The organism is Streptomyces sp. NPDC007907 (assembly GCF_042959365.1).
GTDB lineage: Bacteria > Actinomycetota > Actinomycetes > Streptomycetales > Streptomycetaceae > Streptomyces > Streptomyces indiaensis.
Window position 1 is genome coordinate 731,247 of the sequence record NZ_JBIBKR010000003.1, and the last position, 12,876, is coordinate 744,122.

The 12,876-nt window shown below is 72.4% G+C and carries 13 protein-coding genes; 3 read left to right on the top strand and 10 right to left on the bottom strand.

Going from position 1 to position 12,876, the window contains the following annotated elements:
• The first annotated feature begins 41 nt into the window (after positions 1–41).
• Entirely contained in the window at positions 42–1,241 is a 1,200-nt protein-coding gene (locus tag ACFZDI_RS14770) for a beta-eliminating lyase-related protein (RefSeq protein ID WP_391250629.1), read from the top strand.
• Positions 1,242–1,323: 82 nt separating this feature from the next.
• On the opposite strand, the gene ACFZDI_RS14775 is transcribed toward ACFZDI_RS14770, so the two are convergent.
• The 9 genes from ACFZDI_RS14775 to ACFZDI_RS14815 all read right to left on the bottom strand — a co-directional run bounded on the left by ACFZDI_RS14775 (position 1,324) and on the right by ACFZDI_RS14815 (position 8,791).
• Positions 1,324–1,983 (bottom strand): MSMEG_1061 family FMN-dependent PPOX-type flavoprotein, encoded by a 660-nt coding sequence (locus ACFZDI_RS14775; protein WP_391250632.1) that lies wholly within the window; start codon positions 1,981–1,983, stop codon positions 1,324–1,326.
• 153 nt (positions 1,984–2,136) lie between these two features.
• Positions 2,137–3,180 carry an NUDIX hydrolase gene (locus ACFZDI_RS14780; RefSeq protein WP_234845893.1) on the bottom strand — a complete coding sequence of 348 codons (1,044 nt, stop codon included), beginning with the start codon at positions 3,178–3,180 and terminating at the stop codon, positions 2,137–2,139.
• Positions 3,181–3,323: 143 nt separating this feature from the next.
• Positions 3,324–3,524: a hypothetical protein gene (locus ACFZDI_RS14785; protein ID WP_391250636.1), complete on the bottom strand. Its 201-nt coding sequence runs from the start codon at positions 3,522–3,524 to the stop codon at positions 3,324–3,326.
• Between the two features lie 67 nt (positions 3,525–3,591).
• Positions 3,592–3,828: a hypothetical protein gene (locus ACFZDI_RS14790; RefSeq protein WP_234845895.1), complete on the bottom strand. Its 237-nt coding sequence runs from the start codon at positions 3,826–3,828 to the stop codon at positions 3,592–3,594.
• A gap of 50 nt (positions 3,829–3,878) precedes the next feature.
• On the bottom strand, positions 3,879–4,154 hold the full coding sequence (locus tag ACFZDI_RS14795; RefSeq protein WP_234845896.1) for a hypothetical protein: 276 nt from the start codon (positions 4,152–4,154) through the stop codon (positions 3,879–3,881).
• Between the two features lie 150 nt (positions 4,155–4,304).
• Positions 4,305–6,707, bottom strand: a complete 2,403-nt coding sequence (locus ACFZDI_RS14800; protein ID WP_234845897.1) for an excinuclease ABC subunit UvrA — start codon at positions 6,705–6,707, stop codon at positions 4,305–4,307.
• 99 nt (positions 6,708–6,806) lie between these two features.
• Entirely contained in the window at positions 6,807–7,223 is a 417-nt protein-coding gene (locus tag ACFZDI_RS14805; protein ID WP_234845898.1) for a VOC family protein, read from the bottom strand.
• Positions 7,224–7,233: 10 nt separating this feature from the next.
• On the bottom strand, positions 7,234–7,701 hold the full coding sequence (locus tag ACFZDI_RS14810; protein ID WP_391250643.1) for a helix-turn-helix domain-containing protein: 468 nt from the start codon (positions 7,699–7,701) through the stop codon (positions 7,234–7,236).
• Between the two features lie 136 nt (positions 7,702–7,837).
• Positions 7,838–8,791, bottom strand: a complete 954-nt coding sequence (locus ACFZDI_RS14815; RefSeq protein ID WP_391250646.1) for an ROK family protein — start codon at positions 8,789–8,791, stop codon at positions 7,838–7,840.
• 194 nt (positions 8,792–8,985) lie between these two features.
• Between ACFZDI_RS14815 and ACFZDI_RS14820 the strand changes: the two genes are divergently transcribed.
• Entirely contained in the window at positions 8,986–10,050 is a 1,065-nt protein-coding gene (locus ACFZDI_RS14820) for a LacI family DNA-binding transcriptional regulator (RefSeq protein ID WP_234845901.1), read from the top strand.
• Between the two features lie 7 nt (positions 10,051–10,057).
• Positions 10,058–10,873, top strand: coding sequence for a hypothetical protein (locus ACFZDI_RS14825; RefSeq protein ID WP_391250650.1), 816 nt, complete (start codon positions 10,058–10,060; stop codon positions 10,871–10,873).
• On the opposite strand, the gene ACFZDI_RS14830 is transcribed toward ACFZDI_RS14825, so the two are convergent.
• On the bottom strand, positions 10,819–12,792 hold the full coding sequence (locus ACFZDI_RS14830; protein WP_391250653.1) for a protein kinase: 1,974 nt from the start codon (positions 12,790–12,792) through the stop codon (positions 10,819–10,821). The two genes, ACFZDI_RS14825 and ACFZDI_RS14830, sit on opposite strands and share 55 nt — an antisense overlap.
• Positions 12,793–12,876 lie beyond the last annotated feature (84 nt).

The following is a 12,876-nucleotide window of genomic DNA, read 5'->3' on the forward strand; positions in this document are numbered from 1 at the left end:
CCTGTGTCACACCGTCCCACCGAAACAAGTAGGCGAGCACCATGACCGTACAGCGACGACACGACCCGGACGAGCGCGGCTTCGCCAGCGACAACTACGCGGGTGCGCACCCCGAGGTTCTTGCGGCGATCGCTCTGGCCAACGGCGGCCACCAGGTCAGCTACGGCGCCGATGTCTACACCGAGCGCCTCCAGGAAGTGGTGCGCGGCCACTTCGGCCCCACCGCGCACACGTACCCGGTCTTCAACGGCACCGGCGCCAACGTGTTCGCGCTGCAGAGCATGCTCGACCGCTGGGACGCCGTGGTCTGCGCCGAGTCGGCCCACATCAACGTCGACGAGGGCGGGGCCCCCGAGAAGGTCGCCGGGATCAAACTCCTGACGGTGCCGGCCTGGGACGGCAAGCTCACGCCCGAGCTGATCGACCGACAGGCATGGGGCTTCGAGGACGAGCACCGGGCCCGGCCCAGGGTCGTCTCGATCGCCCAGTCCACCGAACTCGGCACCTGCTACTCGCCGGACGAGATCCGTGCGATCTGTGACCACGCGCACGACCTCGGCATGCTCGTCTACCTGGACGGCGCCCGGCTCGCCAACGCCGCCGCCACCCTCGGCGTGTCCCTGCGCGAGATGACCACCGACGCCGGTGTGGACGTCCTCTCGCTCGGCGGCACCAAGAACGGGCTGCTCTTCGGCGAGGCGGTGATCGTGCTCAACGAGGACGCGGTGCGCGGCATGGCCCACCTGCGCAAGTCGAGCATGCAGCTGGGCTCCAAGATGCGTTTCATGTCGGTGCAGTTCGAGGCGTTGCTGGGCGGCGACCTCTGGCTGCGCTCGGCGGCCCGCTCCAACGCGATGACCCAGCGGCTGTACGAGGCGGTGCGCGAACTGCCGGGCCTGGAGATCAACCGGCCGGTGCAGGCCAACCAGATCTTCGCCGTCCTGCCGCCGGCCGTCATCGAGCGTCTCCAGAAGCGTTTCCGCTTCTACACCTGGGACGAGCAGGCCGGTGAGGTCCGCTGGATGACCTCCTTCGACACCACCGAGGACGACGTGGACGCGTTCGCGGCGGCGATCGCGGAGGAGCTGGCGGCGGAGCGGGACCAGGGCCCGGCGGGCGCGCTGACCACGGCCGAGCGCGAGGAACTGGTGCGGCTGCGCCGTCAGGTCCGCGACATGGAGGAGACACTCGAAGCGCTGGGGAAAGAGGCTGCCTCCTCCGCGCACCGCAAGACCGAGTAGCTCGGCGGCACAAGCCTGGCAGGTCGGGCGAGCGCCCACGGGGTCACGGCCGTTGGGCGCTCGCCGAGCGTGAGCAGGCCGGTCACTCGTACCGGTACTTCAGCGAGTCCGCCTCCGCCCGCTCGATGTCGGCGATCGTCAGCTCCGGCATCCGCAGCTGGGCCAGCGTCACCTCGGCCGAGGTCGGCTGGGCATCTGCCGGCAGCCACTGTTCCGGCTTCCAGGCGCCGCTGCGCAGGAGCGACTTGGGGCAGTGCGGATAGACCTCCTCGATCCCCAGCACCAGCGCACTGGCCGGCGGCTTGCCCACGGCGGTCAGCTGCGACAGCAGCTCCGGGCGGGTGGAGACGCACGCCCGGCCGTTCACCCGGAGCGTCGTGGTGCGCCCGGGGATGATGAACAGCAGTCCGGCCCGGCCGGTGGCGATGACGTTCTGCAGGGTGTCCAGACGCTTGTTGCCGGTCGCGTCCGGTATCGCCACCGTCCGTGCGTCCAGGACGGCGACGAACCCCGCGGGGCCGCCGCGCGGGGAGACGTCGCAGTTGCCGTCGGCGTCCGTGCTGGCGACCAGGACCAGCGACGAGCACGCGATCACCTGCCGCGTCTGTTCGGTGAGTTCGGTCGTCTGCTTGCGCAGGGCCGTGTCCTTGGGCAGTTCGTAGACCCGGCGCAGCGCGTCCTGGTCGGACACGGCGTCGAGGAGGAGCGAGTCGAAGGCACTGCCGGCAAGGGGTGTCGTCATGCCACCGACCCTAACGGGCACGGCTGTTGGGGCTTGGCCCGGAGTGTGGTCGATGACGACACCCACGGCCTCACACAGCCGACGCGGCGCGGACGTCGGTGGCCCTCATCATCACGTGGAGGTCCCGACCGGCGTCCGGCGGCGGGGCCGGCGTCAGCCGACCGGCACCCCGGCCTCCAGGTAGAGCGCCGCTCCGCGTTCGCGTGCGCGCAGCGCCCAGCGCAGCCGCTCGTAGCGCACGGGGGGCAGCAGATCGGCGGCCTCCGCCTCCGTGACGAACCGCCAGGCACGCAGCTCCGGGCCGGGCAGCAGCAGCCGTCCGGCCTCCGCGGAGTGCAGTACTCCGCCGTCGAAGAGGAGGCGCAGCCCGCCGAACGCGGGGGGTGCGGGGCGCTCCCAGTCGACGACGAGCAGGCCGGGCACCCGGTCCAGGTGGATGCCGGTCTCCTCGGCGACCTCCCGCACCCCGGCTCGCGCGGGTGCCTCACCGGGTTCGACGACGCCACCGGGGAACTCCCAGCCGGCCTTGTACGTGGGGTCGACGAGCAGCACGCGGTCCTGCTCGTCGAAGAGGAGCACCCCGGCGGCGACGGTCTCGGCGGTGGGCTCGGGCGTCTGCACGATGTCGCAGACGGGCGCGGACCCGTCGGCGACGGCCCCGGCGATCCGCACGGCCGTCTCGTACGGGGTGAGATCGCTGGTGTCGATCGGGTGGGCGTCGGCGGTGAGCCAGGAGGCGAGGGCGGCCCGGTACGGCTCGATGTGGTCGAAGGACCACTGGCGTATTCGCGCGTCGCCGTCTGGGAGGTCCCGGGGAACCTCACGACCCGCCATACGCTCCCGCAGTATCGTTTCGGCCGGGGCGAGCAGGATGTGACTGACCGGAATCCTGCGGGCGGCGAGGCCGCCGAAGATCTCGTCGCGGTACTCCTGGCGCAACAGGGTCATGGGGACGACGAGGGTCCCGCCGACCTCGGCGAGCAACGCGGCCGCCGTGTCGATCACGAGCCGTCGCCAGATCGGCAGGTCCTGGAAGTCGCCGGCCTCGGCGAGGCGTTTCGGTGGCAGCAGGTGGGCGAGCGCGCCGCCGATGACCTCCGGGTCGAAGAGCGTGCTGTTCGGGATCAGTTCGATCAGCTCCCGTGCGGTGGTGGTCTTCCCCGCACCGAACGCGCCGTTGATCCAGACGACGGTCACAGGTCCCCCTCTTCTGTTGGCCCCCTGAGGCTTGCCCGCTCCACCCTGCCACGGAAACCAGCCGCAGTTGAGGGCGCATGAGTACGGCGCCGGCACCCCCTCTCGCGGGAGCACCGGCGCCGTGGCCGCGGGGCTGTGGCTCGTCAGCCCTTCTTCTTGGCCTGGGCGCCGTCCTCCCGGTCCAGGGACAGACCGTCCTCGGCCACGGTCTCGTCGAGGGTCTTGAGGGTGTCGTCCACGCTCAGGGTGCCGAGGCCCTCCCCGAGGGCGTGGGACGGGGTGACCGCCGCGACGACGAAGCCGGTGGCGAGGGAGGCGATGGCGAGCATGCTGCGCTTCTTCATGCCCGACTCAACTGCCCGACCCGCTCCGGGGTCACGCGATCGTGTACGACCGGGCGAAGCGGGCCGGCTATGCGGAGTCGCCGCCCCGGTCGGCCGCCCACGCTCCGGGGCCGCCGCCGCGCCACTCGATGAGCCCCGTGGCCGCCACGTACGCCTCGTCCGCGTCCTCGATCCCGGCGCGCCGCAGAAACTCGGCGATGTCGAGCGGCCCGTAGGCGATTCCGAGGAACTGGCCGTCCACACGGACCCGCCGGCCGCCGTCGGCGGCGGGCGGGTAGACCACGACGGGCTTCTCCGACGCCATGGGACCAGGGTCCGCGGGGACGGTGCCGGCCGCGCGCCGGACTGGGCCGTTCAGCCCGCCTTGCGCGTCGGACGGAACTCGTGCACCTCGGCCGTGAGGGTGCCGTCCTGCTGCTCGTAGTGGGACAGGGCGAGACCGAGACCGAAGAAGGTGGGCGCCCATTCGCCGACGAAGATGCCCCAGCGGTCGGCGCGGGCGATACCGGTGCCCGGTTCCATCTTCCGGGAGCCCATCCATGCGACGACGCTGAGGCCGATGGAGGCCATGCCGGCCAGGTAGGCGTGCTCGCTGCGGACGCCCATCTCATGCATCTTCTTGATGATCATCAGCGGCTCCGTTCCGTGGGGATGCAGGAGACGTTCAGGAGACGGAGTGCCCGCACCGAGTGTCGATATTCGCCGCATTTGTCATCAATGTCCGACATGGCGATCGTGAGACGAGCCCCGATGTGCCCGCCCCACGGTCACGGTCTTCCGTCAGGCGCCCACGTAGGCCGCCAGGTGCTCGCCGGTCAGCGTGGAGCGGGCCTCGACGAGGTCGGCCGGGGTGCCCTCGAAGACGATCCGGCCGCCGTCGTGGCCCGCGCCGGGGCCGAGGTCGATGATCCAGTCGGCGTGCGCCATGACCGCCTGGTGGTGCTCGATCACGATGACCGACTTGCCGGAGTCGACGAGCCGGTCGAGCAGACCGAGCAGCTGCTCCACATCCGCGAGGTGGAGCCCGGTGGTCGGCTCGTCGAGGACGTACACGCCGCCCTTCTCGCCCATGTGCGTGGCCAGCTTCAGCCGCTGCCGCTCACCGCCGGACAGCGTGGTGAGCGGCTGGCCCAGGGTGAGGTAGCCGAGCCCGACATCCGCGAGCCGCTGGAGGATCCTGTGGGCGGCGGGCGTGCGGGCCTCGCCACTGCCGAAGAACTCCTCGGCCTCGGCCACGGGCATCGCCAGCACCTCGCTGATGTCCCTGCCGCCGAGCCGGTACTCCAGCACCGACGCGTCGAACCGCTTGCCCTCGCACTCCTCGCAGGGCGTGGCGACGCTCTGCATGATCGCGAGGTCGGTGTAGATGACACCGGCGCCGTTGCAGGTGGGGCAGGCGCCCTCGGAGTTGGCGCTGAACAGGGCCGGCTTCACCCCGTTGGCCTTGGCGAAGGCCTTGCGGATCGGGTCGGCCAGACCGGTGTACGTCGCCGGGTTGCTGCGCCGGGAGCCGCGGATCGGGGCCTGGTCGATCGCCACCACGCCCTCTCCCCCCGCCTGCCGGGGCAGCGCGCCGTGCAGGAGCGAGCTCTTGCCGGAGCCCGCGACGCCGGTGACGACGGTGAGCACGCCGAGCGGGATGTCGACGTCGACGTCCTGAAGGTTGTTCGCCGAGGCGCCCCGGATCTCCAGCGCCCCGGTGGGCTTGCGTACGGTCGCTTTGATCTTGGCCCGGTCGTCGAGGTGCCGGCCGGTGACGGTGCCACTGCCCCGCAGCCCCTCCAGACTGCCCTCGAAGCAGACGGTGCCGCCCTCCGTGCCGGCGCCGGGGCCGAGGTCCACGACATGGTCGGCGATGGCGATCGTCTCCGGCTTGTGCTCGACGACCAGCACGGTGTTGCCCTTGTCGCGCAGGCGCAGCAGCAGGTTGTTCATCCGCTGGATGTCGTGGGGGTGCAGGCCGATGGACGGCTCGTCGAAGACATAGGTGACGTCCGTGAGCGAGGACCCGAGGTGGCGGATCATCTTGGTGCGCTGGGCCTCGCCACCGGAGAGCGTGCCCGAGGCCCGGTCGAGCGAGAGGTAGCCGAGGCCGATCTCCACGAACGAGTCCAGCGTGTGCCGGAGCTTGGCCAGCAGCGGTGCCACCGACGGCTCGTCGAGTCCCCGCACCCACTCGGCCAGGTCGCGGATCTCCATCGCACAGGCGTCCGCGATGTTCACCTCGCCGATCTTCGAGGAGCGCGCGAGTTCGCTGAGCCGGGTGCCGTCGCACTCGGGGCAGCGGCTGAAGGTGACCGCCCGGTCCACGAAGGCCCGGATGTGCGGCTGCATCGACTCGCGGTCCTTGGACAGGAAGCTCTTCTGCAGCTTCGGGATCAAGCCTTCGTAGGTGAGGTTGACCCCGTTGATCTTCACCTTGGTCGGCTCGCGGTAGAGGAAGTCGTGCCGCTCCTTCTTGGTGTAGTCGCGGATCGGCTTGTCCTTGTCGAAGAAGCCCGACTCGGCGATGACCCGCACCACCCAGCCGCCCCCGGTGTAGGTGGGGATGGTGAACGGGTCCTCGGAGAGCGACTTGGAGTCGTCGTAGAGCTGGGTGAGGTCGATGTCCGATACCGTGCCCCGGCCCTCGCAGTGCGTGCACATGCCGCCGGTGCGGCTGAAGGTGACCTTCTCGGTCTTGGTCTTGTCGGCCCCTCGGTCCACCGTGAAGCCACCGCTCGCCGAGACCGAGGCGGTGTTGAACGAGAACGCTCCGGGCGGGCCGATGTGCGGTGCGCCGAGGCGGCTGAACAGGATCCGCAGCATCGCGTTGGCGTCGGTGGCGGTGCCGACGGTGGAGCGGGGGTCGGACCCCATGCGCTGCTGGTCGACGGCGATCGCGGTGGTCAGCCCGTCGAGGACGTCGACCTCCGGACGGGCCAGGTTCGGCATGAAGCCCTGGAGGAAGGCGCTGTAGGTCTCGTTGATCAGCCGCTGCGACTCCGCGGCGATGGTGTCGAACACCAGCGAGCTCTTGCCCGAACCGGAGACACCGGTGAACACGGTGAGCCGGCGCTTCGGGATCTCGATGCTGACGTCCTTGAGGTTGTTCTCGCGTGCGCCGTGCACACGGATCACGTCATGGCTGTCGGCAACGTGCGGCCCGGGCGACTGTTCGTCCGTCGTCGTGGCCTTGCTCATGGTGTCTCCATCTGTCGGGCGGCGCTGCCGCGCTCGGGCGATCTCGTTGCCCCGCGCCGGTCCCGGGGAGCGGCGCGGGGCGTGCGGTGCGGGGAGCTGCTACGGCGTCTTCAGCTGCTGGATGCGGACCATGTTGCCCGCGGGGTCACGGAAGGCGCAGTCGCGGATGCCGTAGGGCTGGTCGACCGGCTCCTGGACCACCTCGGCGTCGCCCGCCTGCACCCGCTCGAAGGTGGCGTCGACGTCGGTGGTGGCGAGGACGATGCTGGCGTAGGTGCCCTTGGCCATCATCTCGGCGATGGTGCGGCGCTCGTCGTCGGTGACGCCGGGGTCGGCGGCCGGCGGGTGCAGCACGATGTTCGTGCCGGGCTGGCCGACGGGGCCGACCGTGATCCAGCGCATCCCCTCGTACCCGACGTCGTTCCTGACTTCAAAGCCGAGGGTGTCGCGGTAGAACGCCAGGGCGGCGTCCGGGTCGTCGTGCGGAAGGAAACTGGCGTGAATGCGAAGGTCCATGGCCCTCACGCTAGTTTCGGCCCGGGATCGGCGCTTCTCGATTCCTGATGGGTCTGGTCACCTGCTTGGCCACGCACGAGGGGATCCCCGCCGTCGCGCGCGCCGCCTCGCGCCGGTAGGCGCTGGGCGGCATGCCCACCAGCTCGGTGAAACGCGTGCTGAAGGTGCCCAGCGAGGCGCAGCCGACCTCGAAGCACACCTCCGTGACGCTGAGGTCCCCCCGGCGCAGCAGCGCCATCGCGCGCTCGATGCGCCGCGTCATGAGATAGCTGTACGGCGACTCCCCGTAAGCCTGCCGGAACTCACGGCTGAGGTGCCCGGCCGACATGTGGACGCCCCGGGCGAGCGCCTCGACGTCCAGGGGCTTCGCGTACTCCCGGTCGATGCGGTCCTTGACGCGGCGCAGGCGGGCGAGGTCGCGCAGATGCTGCGCCGAGGCGGGTCTGCTGCTCACATGCGTGATCGTGCCACATCGCATGCACGTGCGGCCGGTTTCGGCTATACGGACCGGACCGGTCCGTATAGCCCCGGGGTGGCCGTCACCTCGGTCCCCACGCCTCCCGCCTCACGCGCCGCAGGCTGAACGTTCCTGCCCCCTCGGCGCGGCCTGGCCTTCACACCCCGGCCGCCGCCGTGTCCGGCCGCTTCGCCAGGGCTGCCGCCGCCGCGCCCACCAGCCCCGCGTCGGTGCCCATCCGCGCCGGCGCCACGGTCAGGTGCCGGACGAAGGACAGCGTCGCGTAGGAACGCAGGGCCTTGCGCAGCGGGTCGAACAGCACGTCGCCCGCCTTGCCCACTCCCCCGCCGATGACGGCGATGTCGATCTCCACGAGGGTCGCGGTGGCGGCGATCCCGGCGGCCAGTGCCTGGGCGGCACGCTCGAAGGAGGCGACGGCGACCGGGTCGCCGGACCGGGCGGCGGCGGCCACCGCGGCGGCGGAGGTGTCCCCGTCCGGGCCGGGCCGCCAGCCGTTCTCCAGGGCACGGCGGGCGATGTGGGGGCCGCTCGCGATGCGCTCCACGCAGCCGCGCGAACCGCACGGGCACACATCGCCGTCGAGGTCCACGCTGATGTGGCCGATGTGCCCGGCGTTGCCGGTGGGCCCGGGGTGCAGGCGCCCGCCCAGCACCAGACCGCCTCCGACACCCGTGGAGACGACCATGCACAGCGCGTTGGCGTGTCCCCGGGCGGCGCCCTGCCAGTGTTCGGCCGCCGTGATCGCCACGCCGTCGCCGATCAGTTCGACGGGGAGATTCCCGGCGGCGGCCCGGACGCGGGAGACGAGCGGGTAGTCGCGCCAGCCGGGCACGTTCACCGGGCTCACCGTGCCCGCCGAGGCGTCCACGGGCCCGGCGCTGCCGATCCCCAGGGCCGAGGCGCGCTCCCACAGCGGCGACGCGCCGAGCTCGCCGAGCACCTCCTCGACGGCCCGCATCACGGTGTCACCGTCCTCCCTGGCGGGCGTCGGCCGCTGCGCGCGGACCTGGATCCGGCCGCGGCCGTCCACCAGAGCGCCGGCGATCTTGGTGCCGCCGATGTCGAGCGCGGCCACGAGGTCGGTGTGCATCAGAGTCGGATCTCCCCGTCGGGCATGAGAAAAACGCCGATAAAGGCCTTCAAGCAGGGCACGCAGCAGGCCGGTTCCGCGACCGTGCGCGGGCCGGAGAGTGCGATGGACAGTCTCTCCCGAGTCTGACAACGTTGTCCAGGCTCTATGCTCGACGCCACATCCTCATACAAGCCCAGGATCGACGCACCCCCGTGGACGACAGGACAGGACACCGCACCGTGCCCCAGCCCCCCCTCCGATCCGCAGCGCGCTACGGCACCCGGCCGACCATGAAGGACGTAGCCGCACGCGCCGGAGTCGGCCTCAAGACGGTCTCCCGCGTGGTGAACGGGGAGCCGGGGGTCACCCCGGAGACGGAGCGGCGGGTCCAGGAGGCGATCGACGCGCTCGGCTTCCGCCGCAACGACAGCGCGCGGGTGCTGCGCAAGGGCCGCACGGCGAGCATCGGCCTGGTCCTGGAGGACCTCGCCGACCCGTTCTACGGGCCGCTCAGCCGGTCGGTCGAGGAGGTGGCCCGCGCGCACGGCGCCCTGCTGATCAACGGCTCCAGCGCGGAGGACCCCGAGCGCGAGCAGGAACTGGTGCTGGCCTTGTGCGCGCGGCGGGTGGACGGGCTGGTGGTGATCCCGGCCGGGGACGACCACCGGTATCTGGAGCCGGAGCTCAAAGCGGGCGTCGCCACGGTGTTCGTGGACCGGCCGGCCGGGCACATCGACGCCGACGTGGTGTTGTCGGACAACTTCGGCGGCGCCCGTGACGGCGTCGCCCACCTCATCGCACACGGGCACCGCCGGATCGGCTTCATCGGTGACATGCCGCGCATCCACACCGCCGCCGAGCGGTTGCGCGGCTACCGGGCCGCCATGGAGGACGCGGGCATACCGGTGGCGGACTCCTGGATGTCCCTCGGCGTCACCGGCCCCGAGCGGGTGCGCAGGGCGGCCGAGGAGATGCTGAGCGGCACCGACCCGGTCACGGCGATCTTCGCGGGCAACAACCGGGTGACCGTCACCGTGATCCGGGTGCTCGCCGAGCAGACCCGCCCTGTGGCCCTGGTCGGCTTCGACGACATCGAGCTCGCCGACCTGCTCCAGCCGGGCGTCACCGTCGTCGCCCAGGACGCGGCGGACATCGGACGCACCGCGGCGGAACGTCTCTTCAGGCAGCTCGACGGCACCTTGGTGACGCCCGAGCGCATCGAGCTGCCGACCCGGCTGATCACCCGTGGCTCGGGCGAGATCCCCCCGGCGGACTGAGCGGCCGATGGACGGCGCCACCGATCGCACACTGCGGGCACTGGGCCTGGCCGAGGCGCCGCGCGAGCACCCCCTTCTGTATCCGGGGGCGTGGCCGGCCGATTCCGGGCTCCTCGACGGGGACCGTTACCTGCCGTTGGAGCGGCTGGTGTACGAGGACCGCACTCCGGTCCTCGCCATCGGCTCCAACGGCTGCCCGGGACAGTTGCGGCACAAGATGGCGGAGTTCGGCGTCCGGGCGCCGCTGCCCATGGTGAAGGCGCGGGTGACCGGAATCGAGGCGGGTGTCTCCGCGCACGTGAGCCGCATGGGGTACGTGTCCGCCTCGCCGGTCGGCGCCCCCGGGACCGTGCGGGAGTTGTTCGTCCTGTGGCTCGACGCCGAGCAGCTCGCGGTGATCGACGCGAGCGAGGGCGCGCCGGTGCCGGGCGGCAACTTCGACCGGGCCTGGCTGCCGTCGCCCCACATCCGGGTCAGCCTCGCGGACGGCAGCCGGCTGCCCGGGGCGTACGCCTACGTCAACCGGCACGGCGTCCTCCACGACGGCGCGGGCACGCCGCGCGTCCACCCGGGTGAGCGGGAGCTGCTGACCGAGCTCCTGGTCGGACTGCCCCGCTTCCGGGAGCTGTTCGGTGTGGTGCCCGAGGAGTTCTGCGCGCGGGCCCGGGGCGACCGGCGGCTGTGCGAGCGGGGCACGCGGCTGTTCATCGAGGAGAAGCTGGTGACGGCCTCCGGGCTCGAACGGTACGTGGCGGCCTCGGCGCGGGGTCAGCACAACGGGAGCCCGGGCACCGGCCCGTCGTTGTCACCGCCCTTGATGTAGACGTCGCTGACCCAGACGTCCGTGTTGCCGCTGTCGTCGTCGGTCTTCGCCCACCAGACGTTCGTCCACTGCCCGGACGTCTCGCGGCGGCCCAGATTCCGCTGGCAGTAGAAGTAGTTCGTCCCAGCGTTGAGGGTGCCGGCCCTGGCGCCGGAGGCGGTGTAGGAGTCGGCCGTCTTCCAGACGTGGCAGTTGTACTTGCCGCCGCCGATGGCGTGGCATACCGGGGCCGGAGTGGTGGAGCCGCCGCCGGTCGCGGAACCGCTGCCGGGGGTGGCGCCGTCCGGCTTTCCTCCGCTGGTACCGCCGCCGGTCGGCTTCCCCGGAGCCGGGGTGGTCGCCCGGCCGGTGGGCCCGGCGTCCTTCTCGTCGGCCGGCTTCCCGGACGCAGCCGAGCCCTTGTCGTCGCCCTGGTGCGTGGACCTCGGGGCGTTCGAGCCGTCGTCCGGGCCGGAGCGCGCGGAGGCACCGGCCGTCCCACGGCCGTCGGCCCGCGCACCGGGGTCCTTGCCTCCGGAGTCGCCGAGGAGGGCGACCGTGGTCCCGGCGGCGGCGAGGACGAGGGCGACGGCCGCGGCGGCCGGCAGGACGCGGGCCTTGCGACGGGAGGCGGTGCGGTCGGGGTGCATCGGGGTGGTCGGGGCGGCGGCACCGGGGACGGTGCTGCCGGTGTCGAGCGGCCCGAAGCCCTGAGGTCCGGTGCCCGGGCCAGGCCCGTCGGCACCCGCGCCCGCCCGGGGGCCGGTGCCCGGGTCAGGCACATCCGCGCGCCTCCCCGCCTGAGGGCCGGTGTCCGGGTTCTGCGCGCCGGCACCCGCGCCCGCCTGGGGGCCGGTGCCCGCCTGGGGGCCGGTGCCCGGGTCAGGCACATCCGCGCGCCTCCCCGCCTGAGGGCCGGTGTCGGGGTTCTGCACGCTGGCCTCCGTGCCCGCCAGCGGCTCCGCTGCGCCCGGCTGCAGAGGACCGAACCCCGGCGGTACCGACGGGACGCTGCGTTCCGTCGGCGCGCGCGGGGGCGTGGCCGCCGGGCCCCGCAGGGTGGACGTCGGCGTGTCGGTGCCGCCCGTGTCCGCGATCGCCTGGAGCAGCGCGCGGGCCTGGTCGGCCTCCGGGCGGGACTCGGGACGCTTGTCCAGCAACCGCTGGAGGACGGGCGTGAGGGGGCCGGCGCGGCGAGGCTGTGGCAGTGGCTCGGAGACGATCGCGGTGAGGGTGGAGAACGTCGACGTGCGGCGGAAGGGCGAGGAGCCCTCGACGGCCGCGTACAGCGTGGCGCCCAGGGCCCAGATGTCGGAGGCGGGACCCGGGTCGGCTCCCTGGGCGCGCTCGGGTGCCAGATAGTCGAGGGATCCGACGAGTTCGCCGCTGCGCGTGAGGTGGGTGGCGGAGCCGTCGCCCGGATCGTCCATCGTGGCGATGCCGAAGTCGGTGAGGACGACCCGGCCCGAGCGGTCGAGGAGGATGTTGCCCGGTTTGACGTCCCGGTGCAGGACGCCCGCGCGGTGGGCGGCGGCCAGCGCGTCCATGACCTTCGCGCCGATCCCGGCCGCCTCGGCCGGGTCCAGCGTGCCGCGCTCGCGCAGGACGTCGTCCAGGGACGGCCCGTCGACCAGTTCCATGACGATCAGCGGGCGGCCGTCGACCTGGGCGATGTCGTGCACGGCGATGACGCCGGGGTGGCGGACCCGGGCCGCCGCGCGCGCCTCGCGCTGCATCCGCAGGCGCAGTGCGTCCAGCTCGGGTCCGGCCGTGTCGGTGTAGGTGCGCAGTTCCTTGACGGCGACCTCACGGCCGAGGACCTCGTCCACGGCCTTCCAGACGACGCCCATGCCGCCGCGTCCCAGCGCCGCCGTGACGCGATAGCGGCCTGCCAGCAGCCGTCCGGCCCCGTCCGCCCGCCCGTGCTCCCCCGTCGACACCGCTGCCCCGTTCCTGTGACCCCACCGGATGCCTCGACGACCGACCGTCGCCGCGTGGCGTACAGACTACGGCGCGGCGGTGAC